General features: G+C 58.7%; 18 protein-coding genes and 1 other RNA gene. 6 read left to right on the top strand and 13 right to left on the bottom strand.

Features of this window, described 5'->3' with window-relative positions; translation table 11 throughout:
* The 3 genes from ABJP42_RS02940 to ABJP42_RS02930 form a co-directional block, all read right to left on the bottom strand.
* A partial coding sequence (locus ABJP42_RS02940; RefSeq protein ID WP_348338399.1) for an amidohydrolase family protein occupies nt 1–943 on the bottom strand: 943 nt, incomplete at its 3' end.
* A 156-nt stretch (nt 944–1,099) separates the two neighbouring features.
* Nucleotides 1,100–1,894, bottom strand: a complete 795-nt coding sequence (hisN, locus tag ABJP42_RS02935) for a histidinol-phosphatase (protein ID WP_348338398.1) — start codon at nt 1,892–1,894, stop codon at nt 1,100–1,102.
* A gap of 149 nt (nt 1,895–2,043) precedes the next feature.
* Nucleotides 2,044–2,412: a helix-turn-helix domain-containing protein gene (locus ABJP42_RS02930; RefSeq protein WP_348338397.1), complete on the bottom strand. Its 369-nt coding sequence runs from the start codon at nt 2,410–2,412 to the stop codon at nt 2,044–2,046.
* Nucleotides 2,413–2,761: 349 nt separating this feature from the next.
* Here ABJP42_RS02930 and ABJP42_RS02925 point away from each other — a divergent pair, with 349 nt between their 5' ends.
* Nucleotides 2,762–3,718 (top strand): NADPH:quinone oxidoreductase family protein, encoded by a 957-nt coding sequence (locus tag ABJP42_RS02925; RefSeq protein ID WP_348338396.1) that lies wholly within the window; start codon nt 2,762–2,764, stop codon nt 3,716–3,718.
* 82 nt (nt 3,719–3,800) lie between these two features.
* On the opposite strand, the gene ABJP42_RS02920 is transcribed toward ABJP42_RS02925, so the two are convergent.
* Nucleotides 3,801–4,682: a LysR family transcriptional regulator gene (locus ABJP42_RS02920; protein ID WP_348338395.1), complete on the bottom strand. Its 882-nt coding sequence runs from the start codon at nt 4,680–4,682 to the stop codon at nt 3,801–3,803.
* A 124-nt stretch (nt 4,683–4,806) separates the two neighbouring features.
* Between ABJP42_RS02920 and ABJP42_RS02915 the strand changes: the two genes are divergently transcribed.
* Nucleotides 4,807–5,040 (top strand): DUF1127 domain-containing protein, encoded by a 234-nt coding sequence (locus ABJP42_RS02915; protein WP_348338394.1) that lies wholly within the window; start codon nt 4,807–4,809, stop codon nt 5,038–5,040.
* Nucleotides 5,041–5,426: 386 nt separating this feature from the next.
* Here ABJP42_RS02915 and ABJP42_RS02910 read toward each other — a convergent pair whose 3' ends face one another.
* A complete protein-coding gene (locus tag ABJP42_RS02910; RefSeq protein WP_348338393.1) occupies nt 5,427–5,819 on the bottom strand; it encodes an SMI1/KNR4 family protein in 393 nt (130 codons plus the stop codon).
* Between the two features lie 436 nt (nt 5,820–6,255).
* On the opposite strand from ABJP42_RS02910, the gene ABJP42_RS02905 reads away from it, so the two are divergent.
* Complete coding sequence (locus tag ABJP42_RS02905; protein WP_348338392.1) at nt 6,256–7,032, top strand: Bax inhibitor-1/YccA family protein; 777 nt, start codon at nt 6,256–6,258, stop codon at nt 7,030–7,032.
* 104 nt (nt 7,033–7,136) lie between these two features.
* Complete coding sequence (locus ABJP42_RS02900; RefSeq protein ID WP_348338391.1) at nt 7,137–7,610, top strand: GNAT family N-acetyltransferase; 474 nt, start codon at nt 7,137–7,139, stop codon at nt 7,608–7,610.
* 774 nt (nt 7,611–8,384) lie between these two features.
* Here the strand turns inward: ABJP42_RS02900 and rpmG are convergent.
* From rpmG to gatC, 6 genes are all read right to left on the bottom strand, one after another.
* Nucleotides 8,385–8,552 carry a 50S ribosomal protein L33 gene (gene rpmG / locus ABJP42_RS02895; RefSeq protein ID WP_008206879.1) on the bottom strand — a complete coding sequence of 56 codons (168 nt, stop codon included), beginning with the start codon at nt 8,550–8,552 and terminating at the stop codon, nt 8,385–8,387.
* Between the two features lie 214 nt (nt 8,553–8,766).
* Nucleotides 8,767–9,190, bottom strand: an RNA gene (gene rnpB / locus ABJP42_RS02890) — RNase P RNA component class A.
* Nucleotides 9,191–9,366: 176 nt separating this feature from the next.
* Nucleotides 9,367–9,996 (bottom strand): N-acetylmuramoyl-L-alanine amidase, encoded by a 630-nt coding sequence (locus ABJP42_RS02885; RefSeq protein ID WP_348338390.1) that lies wholly within the window; start codon nt 9,994–9,996, stop codon nt 9,367–9,369.
* A 98-nt stretch (nt 9,997–10,094) separates the two neighbouring features.
* Nucleotides 10,095–10,880 carry a hypothetical protein gene (locus tag ABJP42_RS02880; protein ID WP_348338389.1) on the bottom strand — a complete coding sequence of 262 codons (786 nt, stop codon included), beginning with the start codon at nt 10,878–10,880 and terminating at the stop codon, nt 10,095–10,097.
* A gap of 39 nt (nt 10,881–10,919) precedes the next feature.
* Nucleotides 10,920–12,407 (bottom strand): Asp-tRNA(Asn)/Glu-tRNA(Gln) amidotransferase subunit GatA, encoded by a 1,488-nt coding sequence (gene gatA, locus ABJP42_RS02875; protein WP_348338388.1) that lies wholly within the window; start codon nt 12,405–12,407, stop codon nt 10,920–10,922.
* Between the two features lie 3 nt (nt 12,408–12,410).
* Nucleotides 12,411–12,698: an Asp-tRNA(Asn)/Glu-tRNA(Gln) amidotransferase subunit GatC gene (gene gatC, locus ABJP42_RS02870; RefSeq protein ID WP_348338387.1), complete on the bottom strand. Its 288-nt coding sequence runs from the start codon at nt 12,696–12,698 to the stop codon at nt 12,411–12,413.
* Nucleotides 12,699–12,982: 284 nt separating this feature from the next.
* On the opposite strand from gatC, the gene ABJP42_RS02865 reads away from it, so the two are divergent.
* The gene (locus ABJP42_RS02865; RefSeq protein WP_348338386.1) at nt 12,983–13,675 is read left to right on the top strand and encodes a metal-dependent hydrolase; all 693 of its coding nucleotides are present in this window, start codon (nt 12,983–12,985) and stop codon (nt 13,673–13,675) included.
* Nucleotides 13,676–13,820: 145 nt separating this feature from the next.
* Here the strand turns inward: ABJP42_RS02865 and ABJP42_RS02860 are convergent, their stop codons facing one another.
* Both ABJP42_RS02860 and ABJP42_RS02855 read right to left on the bottom strand, forming a co-directional pair.
* Entirely contained in the window at nt 13,821–14,438 is a 618-nt protein-coding gene (locus ABJP42_RS02860) for a DNA-3-methyladenine glycosylase I (protein ID WP_348338385.1), read from the bottom strand.
* An 86-nt stretch (nt 14,439–14,524) separates the two neighbouring features.
* A complete protein-coding gene (locus ABJP42_RS02855) occupies nt 14,525–14,971 on the bottom strand; it encodes a nucleoside deaminase (protein ID WP_348338384.1) in 447 nt (148 codons plus the stop codon).
* 81 nt (nt 14,972–15,052) lie between these two features.
* Between ABJP42_RS02855 and ABJP42_RS02850 the strand changes: the two genes are divergently transcribed.
* Nucleotides 15,053–16,258 (top strand): pseudouridine synthase, encoded by a 1,206-nt coding sequence (locus ABJP42_RS02850; protein ID WP_348338383.1) that lies wholly within the window; start codon nt 15,053–15,055, stop codon nt 16,256–16,258.
* Nucleotides 16,259–16,470: the final 212 nt, after the last annotated feature.

Below are 16,470 nucleotides of genomic sequence, written 5' to 3'. Positions count from 1 at the left end.
CTAGGCCCACCGGAACACCAGCGTCGCGCATCTGACGCACCGGCGCGATGCCCGAGCCAAGGCGACAATTGGAACAGGGGCAATGCGCCACCCCGGTGCGACTGCGGGCAAAGAGATCAATCTCGGCCGGGTTCAGTTTGACGCAATGGGCGTGCCAGACATCCGGCCCGGTCCAGCCCAGTTCCTCGGCATATTGGCCGGGGCGGCATCCGAACTGCGCCTCTGAATATGCTAAATCTTCTTCGTTTTCAGCCAGATGCGTGTGCAACATCACGCCCTTGTCCCGCGCCAGGAGGGCCGTCTCGCGCATCAGGTCGCGGCTAACGGAGAATGGCGAGCAGGGCGCCAGCCCGACCCGGCACATCGAGCCCTCGGCCGCATCGTGAAAACCGTCCACCACCCGGATCATATCTTCCAGAATGGCCTTTTCCTGTTCCACCAGATGATCCGGCGGCAGGCCGCCATCGCTTTCGCCGATGCTCATGGCGCCACGGGTGGGGTGGAACCGCAGCCCGACCTCAGCGGCGGCATGAATGGTGTCTTCCAGCCGCGAGCCATTGGGGTAGAGATAGAGATGATCCGAGCTGAGGGTGCAGCCCGAAAGCGCCAGCTCCACCAGCCCCAATTGCGCCGAGACAAACATTTCTTCGGGGCCAAAGCGGCTCCAGATCGGATAGAGCCGTTGCAACCAGCCAAACAACAGCGCGTCCTGAGCGCCAGGCACGGCGCGGGTCAAGTTCTGATAGAGGTGGTGATGGGTGTTCACCAATCCCGGCGTCACCACGCAGCCCTCACCACGCAGGATCTCGCCAGAGGTTTGCACCCCCTGCCCCACAGCAGCAATGATCCCATCGCGGATCAGCACATCCGCATCCTGCAGAACCCGGTCGTCATTATCCATCGTCAGGATGGTCTTGGCATTTTGAATGAGGATTTCACCCATCACAGCACACTCCATGTTGGCCCGTCTCGGTGTATGGAGGTGCAGTGCAGATCGACAGAGAGCGGGCAAAGGACTCGACCTGAGGCCAAATCTACCCCAGAGCGCAATCCCTGCTCAAGCCAAATTCGCAAGCGCCCCGATCCACGATCGCCAAGGCTAGTTTGAAGCGTTCAGCAGTTCCATGGCCTGTTGGTGCAGTTCGGGCGTGGCGGCAGCCAGTAATTGCCCGCCCTCATGGGCCGGACCGCCCTGCCAATTGGTCGCGATGCCGCCAGCGGCCTTAACCACGGCAATTGGAGCCTGAACATCATAGGTTTGGAGCCCAGCCTCGATCACCAGATCAATCTGCCCCGCCGCCAACAAGGCATAGGCATAACAATCCATCCCATATCGGGTGAGCTTGACCTCTTGTGCAACACGCCGAAAGGCAGCCTCCTCATCCTTGGTGCCAACCTCCGGAAAAGTGGTGAACAAAACCGCGTCGCCCAAGGCGGTTGTTTTGCGACACTTCAAAGGCTTTCGCCCCAGCGGGCCGGTCATTTCGGCCACTTCGGCACCGCCGGAAAACCGCTCTCCAGTATAGGGTTGATCCACAACCCCCAACACTGGCCCTGCGCCTTCAGAGAGCGCGATCAGCACCCCCCAGGTTGGGGTGCCACTGATGAAGCCACGGGTGCCATCAATAGGATCCAACACCCAGGTGCGGCCCGACTGGCTGGTTTTGGGCGGGAACTCTTCGCCAAAAATGCCGTCCTCGGGGCGGTGCTGTGCCAAAACCGCCCGCATCGCCTCCTCGGCGGCGCGATCTGCCACGGTGACCGGATCGAACCCCTCGCTGAGCTTGTTTTCCGCCCCCAGATCAGTGCTGCGGAAATAGGGCAGAATCACTTCACCTGCGGCATCAGCCAAATGATGCGCGACCTGCATGTCGCTCAAACCTGTCTCTGTCATGGATCCACCTGCATTTTCCGAAAGCCCTGCCAGCGGGCGCATAGTCATACAAAAACCGGTGCCACTCTCGCAGCGCCGGTTCAAGTGAATTCATCAATCAGCCAAGATCCCAGTGGGATTTTGGTGCGGCCATAGGCCAGGGCGGATCTTTAGGCGGCGTCGCTCAGGACGCGGGCCAGATCGAACAAACGCCGACGCTGGTTTTCCGGGATCGCATAGTAAGAGCGCACCAGATCCAAGGCCTCTTTGTCGCCCATCAAATCATCCGGGACAGAGGATTTTCCTGCTGTTTTGCCTTCCTCTTCAAGTCCCTCGAAGAAGAAGCTCACCGGCACTTCCAATGCGTCGGAAATATCCCAGAGCCGAGACGCGCTGACGCGGTTTGCGCCGGTCTCATACTTCTGGATCTGCTGAAACTTGATCCCGACCTGTTCAGCCAGTTGCTGCTGTGTCTTACCGATCAGCCACCGACGATGACGGATCCGTTTGCCTACATGAACGTCTACAGGATGAGCCATTCGCTATCTCCTAGTTAATCAAAAATACCCCTGCCCGGATGTAGTGTCGTTCCTTGAAAGGCGCGGAATTATGGTAATTCCAGTGCCATTCGCAAACTCAACCAACACGATCAGAGCTCAACCTCTGCTCCGACTTTACGTCCTTCACAGTTGAATTCAAGCCTGACACCTCGCCGTACCGCTTAGCAACACAGCAAATGTATGATTTCGCCTATCATTTTGATGGCACAATGTATACTTTAGGTTACCCCAAACAGCCTCCCCATAAATAGGGAGGTGCAAAATGAGACTTAATTTGCGTTCTATCAAAACGAATCATCCGGACGCCGAGGAAAAAACGGAAAGAAATATGCAAGCTTATCGCATCAAATCCTTTGGCGAATCCCCTATTCTTGAGGAGATAGCCAGCCCTGCTCCGGCGCCACATCAGATCAAAGTGCGGATTCGCGCCTGCGGCCTGAACTTCGCAGATTTACTTTTGCAAAAAGGGACATATCAGGACACCCCTGATCTGCCTTTTACCCCTGGTTTGGAAATTGCCGGGGAAATCTTGGACTGCGGCGCAGAGGTTGGTGATTTCAGCCCCGGGGACCGCGTTGCGGTATTTGGCGGTCACGGGGGCCTGGCTGAAGAGGGGGTTTTTGATGCCAATCGCGCGGTGAAAATCCCTGATGACATGGGGTTCAATGATGCGGCGGCTTTGTTGATTGCCTATGGCACCAGCCACATTGCCCTTGATCACTGCGCCCGGCTGCAACCCGGCGAGACGCTTTTGGTCACCGGGGCTGCCGGCGGAGTTGGTCTGACTGCCGTGGAGATCGGCAAGCTGATGGGCGCCCGGGTGATCGCCCAGGCACGGAGCGCGGAGAAGCTGGAAGTCGCACGGGCCGCCGGAGCTGACATTCTGATTGATGCCGATCAGGACCTTCGCCAGGAGGTCAAGGCTCTGGGCGGTGCCGATGTGGTCTATGAGGCGATTGGCGGCGAAGTCTGGAAGGCCGCTTTTCGCGCCACCAACCCAGGCGGTCGCCTGCTGCCCATTGGCTTTGCCGGTGGCGAGGTGCCACAGATCCCCGCCAATCATCTGCTGGTCAAGAACCTCACAGTCATTGGCTTTTACATTGGTGGATATCTGAAATCCCACCCGCAGGTGACTCGCCGCTCATTTGAGACCTTGATCGATTGGCACAGTGCAGGCCGTATCACCCCCCATATCAGCCATGTCCTGCCGCTGTCTCGGGTGGCCGAGGGGATGGAACTTTTGCGCAGCCGCGCCTCTACCGGCAAGGTGGTGATCACGCCCTAGAGGCGTATTGCCAAACCACCCAAAAGGGCAGAGCCCTATGGCCCTGCCCTTTTGTTTCAGTGCCTTGCTGCTGCTATCAGGCCTATCCCGCGGCCCGTAACTGCACCGGACGCAGTGCCGCATAGCCCTGGCGGATGATCCGCGCCAGATCCTCGACAAAGCCAGCCCGCACTGTGTCTGCGCCATAAAGATTGATGTGCTGGATCGGCAGCTCCGGCAGGGTGCCACCATGGTCAATGGCTTCCTGATGCTCTGGGATCGTGCCCTCCAACAAGACGCCAACCGCGAGGTCGGCGCTGATTGTCGCCTCAACTGTGCGGTCTGACTCGCTGTCCACCGCCATATCCCATTCATGGCCCACCTGATCCAGCTTGGCCGTGGCCACCGGGCGGAAAATGCAGGCGCGGCAAAACCCCAGCCGCAAGGGCCGCTGCCGCCAGGCAGAGCCATTGGGAGCGCCAACCCAGCGCAGGGGCATCTCGTGAATGGTCTCGCCGCCTTCCCCTGCACCGCTTTCGGTGGTCAGGATCAGATCGTAGGTGCCCTTGGCAAAACCCGCTTTCAGATCACGGGTATTGGAGGTCACCAGATTGACATTGACCCGCGGAAAGCTGGCGTTGAAACGCTGCAGCACCTGCGGGATCACCGGGTATACCACATCATGCGGCACCCCCAGCACTACCTCGCCTTCAAAGGCCTGATCGGTCAGCCGCCCGATCACCTCATCGTTCAGCGCCACCATGCGGCGGGCATAGCCCAAAAGCTGCTCGCCTGAGGGCGTCAGCGCAATGGTACGCCCAGAGCGATCCAGCAGGGACAGGCCCAGCAGCTCTTCCAATCGTTTGAGCTGCATCGAGACCGCCGATTGGGTCAAATGTAAAAACCCAGCGGCGCGTGTGACGCCGCCATAATCTGCCACAGCAACAAAAGACCGCAGCGTGGTGATATCCAAATTCCGTGCCATCACAACCTCTGATGTGTTTCATCAAAAACATTCGTTTTCAAAATAGATCATAAGCCTGCATATACATCAACAGAAATGATGCAGACCCGAAGAAATATCAAAATCTAATGAAAGGACAAGTAAGATGACCTATACCGCAAACAGCTGCACACCGGCCCGCGCCCTCCCCTGCACTACGCCACGCGTCCGTTTCAGCCTGCTGTCCTTTGTCAGCGCCCGCCTGTCCCTGCTGCGCCAGCGGCGCGCTCTCAAATCCCTGGACGCCCGTGCCCTGGAAGACATCGGCATCAGCCGCAGCGAAGCGATGAAAGAAGCCGAGCGCCAGATCTGGGACGCGCCGGAAAGCTGGAAAGGCTAAATGCCCCGCGCGCCCCTGTTGGCGGATCCCAGCCTTGTAGACCTAAGACAGCAAAGCTGCCGGATCGCCTTCCGGCGGCGTTTTGAGGCTGCGGCACCTGTGTCCGACACCTGTGGCTGATATAGGCCCCTGGACCTCCCATGCAGTCATCCACTGCGCTTCCCTTGAAAGGCGGCTTGCGGGCTTTGCTGCCTTTGGACCATTTCAGAAAACCACCGTGCCCGAACCAAGGAGGGAAACGAAGCGCGCGCCCCGTGGGGGCGCTTCCGGCGCTGCTAAAGCACGCTTTGGCATACTGATTAAAGTCGCCTCGAAGCCTCGCTATGCGGACAAAGTAATCTTTCGCTGTGGTGGCGCCATTGTCCGCATTTGGTTTGATAGTAGGCTTAAGCTCTTTGGAGGTCAGAAAAGTCGTTCGCCACCTTTTTCGTTTGCCCGGTTTCATGGCTCCAGCGATAAACCGCTTTATCACGTGAACTTGAGCTAGCCGAGAAGATCAATGCGTCGCCCGTACCGTTTTCTGCTATGCAAACGCCATTGCTTGGCCACCCAGTCCAGTTTGCCATCGCATTGGTCTCGCGAGTCACGTCATTGGAAGTTCTTTTGAACCGTTTCCTATCTGACTTGTCCCAAATGGGGTGTAAATTCCACGTATCATTGTCACACAACACAGCCCCGCCATTTTGGTTCATCATCTCTGCTCGATAGCTCTGAGGAAACTTAAAGCCCAGTGCGCGCTCGCAGTCCTCAATATAGCCCTCACTAACTGGCCAAGGCATGCTTCTCCTCCATCGGTCTGCTCAATTCCACATTTCGTAGAACCTGAAAGGAAACAATTTTTTGGTCAACGCAGTACTTGCTGACAGCTGCTCGGAGCTAAGCCTAGCCAACGGCAGTCATAGGTTCGTGTCGAGCATCGGTAGGTTTGGGCTCATTGCGGACCTGCGCTGCAAGATACCTTGAGGCCTCATTGGACGTAGGGCCCGCGTCCAAGCTTTCCTTCTCGAAATGTCCCACCGTAGCGGCAACGGAAATCTCTAATCAAAGGCCCAGCTCAACTTTGAAACTGGTCTTTTTACGTTTTTAACGGGATTCTCCGCATAGAGGCTTGAACGCTTGCCCAAGAAAACCGATATTTAGCGGGAACGCCACTTGGACCGCGCGAACAGCGAGACAGGGTCGGCGAGGGAGTTTTTGAAACGGAGACCATGATACATGGCACAGTTTGATACAATGAGATCTGCTGCAGGTGCACGCGCTGCAGAGATCGACGCCGGGCTGCGCGCCCATATGAACAAAGTCTACGGCACAATGTCCGTAGGTACTTTCATCACCTTCGTAGCGGCATGGGCTCTGTCCAATCTCGCCGTGACCGCTGATCCATCTGGCGCCTCGGCAATGATCGGCGAAGGCAAATACCTGACCAGCTTTGGCAATGCGATTTACATGTCGCCGCTGAAATGGGTCATCATGTTTGCCCCTCTGGCCTTCATCTTTGGCTTTGGTGCTGCAGCCAACCGCATGCCTGCCGCTGGAGTGCAGCTGCTTTTCTACGCCTTTGCTACCGTCATGGGCCTGTCGCTGAGCTCGATTTTCCTGATCTACACAGGTCAGTCGATCATTCAGGTCTTCCTGGTCACCTCCATCGCCTTTGCGGGCCTGTCCCTGTACGGCTATGTCACCAAGAAAGACCTGTCCGGCATGGGCACCTTCCTGATGATGGGCCTGATTGGTCTGATCGTTGCTATGGTGGTCAACCTCTTCCTGCAGTCTGGCGCCATGACATTTGCCATCTCTGTGATCGGCGTGCTTATCTTTGCTGGCCTCACCGCCTATGACACCCAAAAGATCAAGACCACCTACCTTGAGATGGCGCATTCCGGTGATCAGGAGTGGTTGGGCAAGGCCGCAATCATGGGCGCGTTGAGCCTCTATCTGGACTTCATCAACATGTTCATGTTCCTGCTCCAGCTGCTTGGTAATCGCGAATAAGCGGCACAGACAACCAAGACCTAAACGAGGGGCGGATCACAGCGATCCGCCCCTCTTCGTTTTGCCGATCCTTTTTGGCAGTTTTCCACACAACGGATAGACAGATGAAGATTAGAGACCTGCCCGCGAGCGAAGCAACGCGGCTCATTCCCCTCCTGCAGGACCTGCACGCCCTGCATGTAGACCACCACCCCGAACGCTACCGCGCATCGCCTACGGATGCAGAACTGAGCTCCTGGCTGGAGGCCTGGCTACGGGAGAAATCCATCACAGCCCTGATCGCAGAAAGCCCTCAGGGGGCGCTACTGGGCTATACCCTGTTCGAGATAGAAACGCGCCCAGCTCTCCCGGTAAAGCTGGCGGAGACACGTCTGATTGTGCACCATATCGCCGTATCGCAGGCCTTTCGCCGAATGGGGGTTGGGCTGGCCCTGCTGAACGAGGTCAAACGCCAGGCCAGCATTCAGGCGATTACTACAATTGCCACCACCTATGCGCCCTTCAATACGGCCTCAGCCCGGCTTTTCCAATCCATCGGGTTGAAACCCGTGATGACGATGGCAGAATGGCGCGCCTGAACAACTTGGCAGCTGAAAAACTCAACTGAGCCAGCAAGAGATTTGCTTGGAGTTGTCCCGCCGACTGCATCACAGGGAGAGAGGACTGGGTTTGTGGCTAGCCGCAGGCAATACTGGTTGCCAGAGCCAGGGTTCCACGTCGGCCCCCAACGACTTGAACCTGTCCCACAGCGCGGCACCCAGATTCCAACTCCACCAGGCTGCGAAATTCATCTGGCTGCAAATCAGGCAAGTTCGCAATCACGCTGCGCTTTGGTGCACTCAACACTGCCAATCCTGTTAGGTCGGCGCGTACTAAGGATAAGGACAGTGACCGGCCTAAGACTTGAACCACCCGCGATTGGTTCCCAAGGGCAGCCATTGGACTACTTTGGAGCGGCTCACTGCCTCCCACTGCTCCCTGGGTCATCAGGATCATCGGGATCATCGAGGGTGAGCGCGTTTCCTCTGTTTCGCTAGAGGTCACTGCCACAGGGGGCGGTACCGGCACCACATTTGCCAAAACCGGCAACGGGCCTGGGCCGACAGCACAGACCAAAACAATACCGAACAACATACTCTTCACCATAGCTTCACCCACTGTTACGCATCCCAATGACCGTGGGATAGGCTGGGAATGGGGCAAAACTTTGCCTCAGGCTTTTGAAACTATTAAGGCTTTAGCTCTCATTTTAATCCACATTTACTTGCAGGCCGAGCGCCTTGCAGGGCCGAAACGAAAAAGGGCCACGCCCAGCGTGACCCTTTTTTGTATCTCGTAAGATCAAAGACAGCTTACTTGATCTTGCCTTCTTTGTACTCGACATGCTTGCGCACAACCGGGTCATACTTACGGATGACCATTTTTTCGGTCATGGTGCGTGCGTTCTTTTTGGTCACGTAGAAGTGGCCGGTGCCCGCGGTCGAGTTCAGGCGGATCTTGATTGTGGTAGGCTTCGCCATGGTGCTTCTCCTGCGTCCGAAAAGGCAGGGGCCTCTCGGTAAATTCCTATACGAGCGTGGCTTGTACCCTCCCCAGCCCCCAAGTCAATAGGATTCCCGCCGCTTTGCTGTGGATTTCCTGTTCCACTGCCGGTTTCCGGCAGTTTCCGGACAAAACTGAGGGAAAGCCCCCTTGCATGCGTCTTCCTTAAACAGACAAGGCAAAGAGTCAGAAACGCGCAGAAGGCCTGTAAGCCGGATTTTGTCCCGGAGCTTGCGCCCCTTAGACGACCATTCCTCTGCGATGCATATTGCTATGCACCTCTAGCTGCCAACCCGGTCCCTCTCGGCTAAAGCAAGCCTAGCGGCGGTTTCGGCTTGCGCCGACCTGCCCGCGCGGGGACCCTATTTGGCATTGCTCCCGGTGGGGCTTGCCTTGCCACCCCTGTTGCCAGGGGTGCGGTGGGCTCTTACTCCACCGTTTCACCCTTACCACCCCGTTTCCCATTGCCTTTGCGGCGCCAGGGGAGTGGCGGTTTGTTTCTGTGGCGCTATCCGTCGGGTCACCCCGCCCGGGCGTTACCCGGCACCGTTGCTTTAGGGAGTCCGGACTTTCCTCGCGAAAGACATGCTTCCAACGCGGCCGTCCAGCCTTCTGCGCTCTGCCCGCGTAATCGCCTAAACCACCAGCGTCAAGCTGTAAGAAAAATGGGGCGCCGCCCCTCTTGGCCTTTGGCCAATTCACCCTGGGATATTTTCCTGCCAAATGAAACTATCACCGATCTTCATTTGGCCTAAAGTATCCCGGAGCGCGAGGCAGAGCCTCGCTCACTACCTAGAACCAAAGATCCGATTGGGCGAGCGGCGCGAGATCTTCCACAGTTATCTCACCTCGGGCCCAGGGGCGATATCGCAGGCGAAGCGCGGACAAGAGGACCATGTCATCCACTTCTGCAGTATACCCCAGATCCTGCGCATAACGGCGCAAGAGCTCAACAGGAGACGTCTCCGGATCGAAAAGGTTGCCCCCAGACGCAGGGGCAACCGCCCGCGCTAGACCGAGGTTGGCCAGACGCTGCCAGTCGAAGCGCGAGCCCGGGTCAATCTTGCGGCCTGGTGCCATATCCGAATGACCGATGATAGCTTCTGGGGGGATCGCCCATCTGGCCATAATTTGGCCAAGCAATTCCTCCAACACCGCCATCTGCGGTTCTGAAAACGGATGATTGCCTGCATTGTCCAACTCAATGCCGATTGACCGCGAGTTGATATCCTCCTGCCCGCACCAAGACCCAGCCCCTGCGTGCCAGGCGCGTTGTGCCTCTGGCACCATTTGCCACAGCCGACCATCTCGTCCAATCAAGTAATGCGCAGAGACTTCAACCTGCGGATCACAGAGCCTGGCCAGCGCCGCCGGAGCGCTCTGCATGGCTGTATAGTGCAGCACAATCAGACTGGGGCTCATCCCGTCGCACCGGGGGCCCTGATTGGGGCTCGGGCACCAGGTGGTTTCTAACGGAGCAACGGGATCAACTGTGGCGCCTTCCCCAACTGGGGCCTGCATCACGAATTTCCAGGAACGGCCAAGCGATAGGGTCTGGGGTCCCAATCACAAGCGTAACCGTCGCCATCCGGGTCCAGCGCTTGTCGGTCCCGTTTTGGGCCACCCGCCTCTAAAAAGGCGATCTGTGCCAGATCCGGTGAGGAAAACCCTGCACAGTTGCGCGCCGATCGGCTGCGTAGGTTGATGCCAGCACGGCTGTGGATCTTGGTGCCGCGCGGATGCGAGGTGCTGAGAGCATATTGCACGATGTTCGGGTCGCGACTGCCAGTCTGGCTCGGCAAGGCCGTGGGTTGTACTTGCTGGTATTGCGAGCGTTGGCTCGCCAGACGTTCAGCGTCGCTTTCGATGGTTTGACGCGCGGCCACTGCATCAAAACTGTTCTCGTCGGAAATCCCCGGATTGCCGATCAGAACCGGGGCCGGATTGGAGGGGCTGGCCTCGACCGGGGCCTGGCCTGAGTTGGATCCTGCCGCCTGCAGGGCGGCGCGGGTTTCAGCCGCGATATCAGCGCCAGCCGCCGCCGTCCCATAGCTGGAGGCTGTGGTGCTGGACCCAGGACTGCGCGGCGCTGTTGGCAGCGGCTCATTGGTCAGCGGCAGGCTTTCGCTTGAAATCTGGGTGGGCGGCACCAGCGGATCGCCATTGATGGTGGTCCCCACCGCGGGCGGTGGGGCAAAGGGGTCGCCATCAATACCAACGCCAGCGGCGCTGTCCGGCACTGGTGGGCTACAGGCTGCAAGGCTCAAGACACTGCCAAGGGCAGCAAGTGTAACAACGACACGCATGGGGTTTACCTGTTTATCTGCTCTTCTTTGCCCAGATAACTACCACCATTTGTCTGCTTTGGCCACAAAACCTGTGGATTGCTCCAGCGCATAGGCGGTATTGAGCAGATCCCCCTCTTCCCAGGGGCGACCAATCAGCTGAAGCCCCAGCGGCAAGCCCTGGCTGTCGAGCCCGGCAGGCAGGGCAATCCCAGGCAGGCCTGCAAGGTTCACCGTGACGGTAAAGACATCCAACAGATACATCGCCACCGGATCCGCATCCGACATCTCTCCCAGACCAAAGGCCGCCGAGGGTGTCGCCGGGGTCAGGATCGCGTCAACACCCGCCGCAAAGACATTTTCAAAGTCCTGCTTGATCAGGCTGCGCACACGACGCGCGCGATTGTAATAGGCATCATAAAAGCCGGCAGAGAGCACATAGGTGCCAACCATGACGCGGCGCTTGACCTCGTCGCCAAAGCCCAGTGCACGGGTTTTCTCATACATCTCGGTGATACCGTCGCCCGCTTCCAATGTAGCGCGGTTACCGTAGCGCACCCCGTCATAGCGCGCCAGGTTTGACGAAGCCTCGGCGGGGGCAATGACATAATAGGCCGGCAGGGCGTATTTGGTATGGGGCAGCGAGATGTCGACAATCTCAGCGCCCGCCGCCTTGAGCATCTCTGTGCCTTCGGCCCAAAGCTTTTCGATCTCGGCGGGCATGCCCTCCATGCGGTATTCCTTGGGGATACCAATTTTCTTGCCGCGAATGTCGCCGGTCAGCATGGCTTCAAAATCTGGCACTGCCAGATCGGCGCTGGTGCTGTCCTTGGGATCGTGACCGGACATGGCTTCGAGCATGATGGCGGCATCGCGCACCGATTTGGTCATCGGGCCCGCCTGATCCAAGGAGGACGCAAAGGCGACAACACCCCAGCGCGAGCAGCGCCCGTAGGTAGGTTTGATGCCAACGGTGCCGGTAAAGGCCGCAGGCTGGCGGATCGAGCCGCCCGTATCGGTGCCGGTTGCCGCGAGGCAAAGGTCCGCTGCAACAGCCGCAGCTGAGCCACCTGACGAGCCGCCCGGTGTCAGTGGGGTTTCTTCAGTACCGCGCCGCCAGGGGCTGACTGCGTTGCCATAGGTAGAGGTCTCGTTCGACGAGCCCATGGCAAATTCATCCATGTTCAGCTTGCCCAGCATCACCGCGCCATTGTCGGCCAGCTGCTGCGAAACCGTAGATTCATATTCCGGGACAAAGCCGTCGAGGATTTTGGACGCGGCCTGGCTGGCAACACCTTTGGTGCAAAAGAGATCCTTGATCCCCACCGGCAGGCCACACATGGCCGGGGCATCGCCCAGTTGCAGCCGCGCATCAGCCGCCGCCGCGCGCTCCAGCGCGATCTCGGGCGTTTTATGCACAAAAGCGTTCAGCGCATCCGCTTGATCGATGGCGCTCAGGCAGGCATTTGTCAGCTCAACGGAAGTGGTTTCACCCTTGCGGAGCGCATCACGGGCCTCTGCCAGACCCAGTTTGTTCAGATCGCTCATCTCTTACTCCATCACTTTGGGCACGGCAAAGAAGCCTTCGCGGGCGTCGGGCGCGTTGGACAGCACCTTCTGTGGCTGATTGCCATCGGTGACCACATCCTCGCGCCGCTTCAGCCGCTGCGGGGTAACAGAGGTCATCGGCTCGACCCCTTCCACATCCACTTCGTTCAGCTGTTCGATAAACTCCAGGATCGTGTTGAATTCGGCGGCCAGAGCTGGCAGCGCCTCCTCTTCGACCTTGATCCGGGCCAGTTTGGCCACTTTGGCGGCGGTGTTTTGGTCAATCGACATGGAAACCCTCATCTCGTGTTCAATGTGGCATTTACCGGGGCGCGGGGCGCGCTGCAAGCCTGCGCGCCATACCTGTGGCAGGTTTCTCGGGCTGGGGCGCGTATTTTGCGCGTTTCCGACCTATTCTGGCCCATTGCCAATGCCGTTGCGCGCTCAGCCCCTCCTGACTTGCCGCATGAAAAGAGCCAAAATCTGCCTGCCCTTGTGTCTGCCATGGAAATGCGTGAGCACCCTGATAGGCTGAGGTTCAACCGCAGTTAAATCCACCACAGGGAGACAAAGACATGAAGATTATCTGGCTGGGACATGGCAGCTTTCGCATCGAAACCGGGGGCCAGGTGCTGCTGGTGGATCCCTGGTTGACCGGCAATCCAGTGCTCAGCGAGGACCAACATGAGGCGGCTGTGACCGGGGCGACCCATATCATCCTGACCCATACGCATTTTGACCATGTGGTAGATGTGCTGCCGCTGGCCAAATCCCGCAATATCCCTGTGGTGGGGCAATATGATCTGATGGGATATTGGGGCGAAAGCGAGGGCATTGCCACCATCGGCTTCAACAAGGGCGGCACCGTGGACCTGGGCGGGCCAATGCTGGCCATGGTACCGGCCTCGCATAGCTCAACTTTCACCACCGAGGATGGATTGCGCGCTAGCGGATCCGAGGTGGGCTATATGCTGATGAGTGAAGGCAAGACGGTCTATATCTCGGGTGATACCGGCATGATGGCGGATATGGACTGGATGGGCGATTATTTTCAGCCGGATATTGGCATCCTGAGTGCGGGCGGTCATTTCACCATGGATATGAAACAGACCGCCTATGCGGCGAAACGCTACTTCAACTTCAAGACCGTGATTCCCTGCCACTACAAGAGCTTCCCGATTTTGGAACAGAGTGCGGCGCATTTGATTGAAGCCCTGCCCGAGGTGGATGTCATTGAGCCCCAAGTCCTGCAGGCAATCGCGCTGTAATCAGGGCTGTATTCAAGGCTGCAATCAGGACAGGCGGGGCTCCCGCCCGTCTTGCGGCATCATAGATGCCTTATCCCGTTGGCCACAGCGCCGGGCCAGAGGCCCGGCGCTGTGGCACTGGGTCGCCGCCCAGGGCGTAAAGCCTCTAGGCTTTGGGCTGGGGCACCGTGAATGCGGAGCGGGCCGCATCGGCGCGCGCGCGGCAAAAACAGCCCCTAGCGTGATCATTGATCAGCCCCATGGCCTGCATAAAGGCAAAGGCCGTGGTGGGACCGACAAACTTCCAGCCGCGCTTTCTCAGCGCCTTTGAGAGCGCCACGGATTCGGGGCTGGTGGTTTGGGTCTGTGGTTCAGGGCGCGTCAAAGGATCTGGCTCGAAGCTCCAGAAGAAGGCCGCCAGGGAGCCGAATTCCTCGACCACGTCCTGCGCCCGCCTGGCATTGTTAATCGTTGCCTCGATCTTGCCGCGATGACGGATGATGCCACTGTCCTGCAACAGGCGTTCGATATCCGTCGCGCCAAATTCGGCCACAAGGTTCCAGTCAAAACCGCAAAAGGCGGCCCGGAAGTTTTCGCGTTTGGCCAGAATGGTTCGCCAGCTCAAGCCGGACTGAAAACTCTCTAGGCAGATCTTTTCAAACAAGCGGGTATCGTCACCAACGGGATAGCCCCATTCGCTGTCGTGATAGGCGTCAAACTCGGGTGCTGAGGCGCTCCAGGCGCAACGTGGCTGCCCATCTTGCCCAACAATCAACTTACTCAAAGCCTGCCCTCCATAGGTTCGCACTGCGTGCCTAGCGCAAAATTCTATGTGCCACCAGAGACCTCCGCACTGGCAGCAAAGCACCGCTAGCGACGAGTGGCAAAGAAATCGCGCAGGATTTCAGCCGCCTCTGCCTCGGCAATCCCGTCATAGACTTCGGGCGCGTGATGCGCCTGGGGGTGGGAGAACACACAGGCACCATGGGCCACGCCGCCGGATTTGGGATCAGAGGCGCCATAATAAACCCGCCGAATTCGCGCGGCGGCAATGGCGGCGGCACACATGGCACAGGGCTCCAGCGTTACATAGAGGTCATGCCCCTGAAGCCGTTCGGTCTGGCCATCGGCGCAGGCCTGGCGCAGCACCAGGATCTCGGCATGGGCGGTGGGGTCAGAGAGCTCGCGGGTGCGGTTGCCGGCGCGGGCCACAATGGCGCCATCCGGAGAAATCAGCGCCGCGCCAACCGGCACCTCACCCCGTGCGGCAGCAGCACGGGCCTCGGCCAGGGCCGCATCCATATGTGATTTGAACATAGCGGCTTTGTCCTCCTGCGCCCTACCTGCCCCGGAATGGGTGCTTTCGCAAGCCAGAGGAATGCTCTATGTCCCAGATCCATGAGCAAAGCACCCGGATCATCCAAAGGCAAAGCCCCCGCACGGGCCCAGGCCTCCGCCAAATCTGCCGCCAAACCGGCTCCAGCCTCCGCGCCTGAAGGTGCCTCCAAGGGGGACGCCCCCCCCGCCGGGGACCGTATCGCCAAGGTTCTGTCGCGTGCAGGCGTTGCCTCCCGTCGTGAGGCCGAGCGCATGATTGCCGAGGGGCGTGTCAAGGTGAACGGTACAAAGATCGACAGTCCGGCGCTGAATGTCACAGACCGGGATCGCATCATCGTGGATGGCAAACCCCTGCCCCAGGCAGAAGCTCCGCGGCTCTGGCTCTACAACAAGCCCACGGGTCTGGTGACCTCTAACAGCGACGAAAAAGGTCGCCGCACCATTTTTGATGCCCTGCCCGAGGACCTGCCCCGGGTGATGACTGTTGGCCGTCTTGACCTCAACTCCGAAGGCCTGCTGCTGCTGACCAACGATGGTGGCATAAAACGGCGCCTTGAGTTGCCCTCGACTGGCTGGCTGCGCCGCTACCGTGTGCGCATCAATGGCCGCCCCCGGGACGAAGATTTTGAACCGCTGCGCAAAGGTATGGTGATTGAGGGTGAACGTTTTCAGCCCATGACCGTGGCGTTGGATCGCCAGCAGGGCGCCAATGCCTGGCTGACCATTGGGCTGCGCGAAGGCAAAAACCGCGAAATCCGCCGCGCACTGGAAGATATCGGCTTTAACGTCAACCGATTGCTGCGCCTGTCCTATGGTCCGTTTCAGCTGGGGTCCCTAAAACTTGGCGAAGTGGAAGAGCTGCGCCCACGTGTTGTGCGTGATCAGCTGGGACTTGAACCAGAGGATATGGAAGAAGCACCGGCAGCACGGCCAACACGCGGACGGCCAGGCGCAAAGCCGGGACAGAAACCTGGCGGCAGACCCAGCTCCAAAACAGCTCCGAAATCAGACGGCATGACCTTTGGCAAACCAAAGGGGAAGCCAACAGGCAGACCCGGTGATGGGCCAGCGGGAAAATCAACAGGTCGATCAACGGACAGATCAACGGGCAAACCGGGTGGCAAGCCGACCGGTAAGCCCGGCGCCCGTTCTGGCGGCTATGGTGACAAGTCCGGCGGCGCAGGTGGCAACACGCGCGGTGGTAAACCCGCTTCACGTGGCGGCAGCTCAAAACCACGCCCTATCGGCAAAAATCCCCGCCGCTGAGGCGCTTCAACAAGACTTCCCCCTAGCAAGTGCCCCCTGCATACCTTAGTTTCTTGGTAACGATTGAGAATTCGCTTTTGCGAGGGGGACACGCGTGCAGAAGATTGCCTTTATTGCTTTGTTATTCCTGATGTTCGGACTCAGCACCGGCTGGATCGTAGGAGTCTAAAGACATGGCAAAACAATTTGGCGGTAAATTCAGCCCTCGGGGC

It is taken from the genome of Pseudophaeobacter sp., assembly GCF_039971195.1.
GTDB lineage: Bacteria > Pseudomonadota > Alphaproteobacteria > Rhodobacterales > Rhodobacteraceae > Pseudophaeobacter.
The sequence above is the reverse complement of the archived record's forward strand: the minus strand, read 5'-3'. Positions and strand labels throughout refer to the sequence as shown.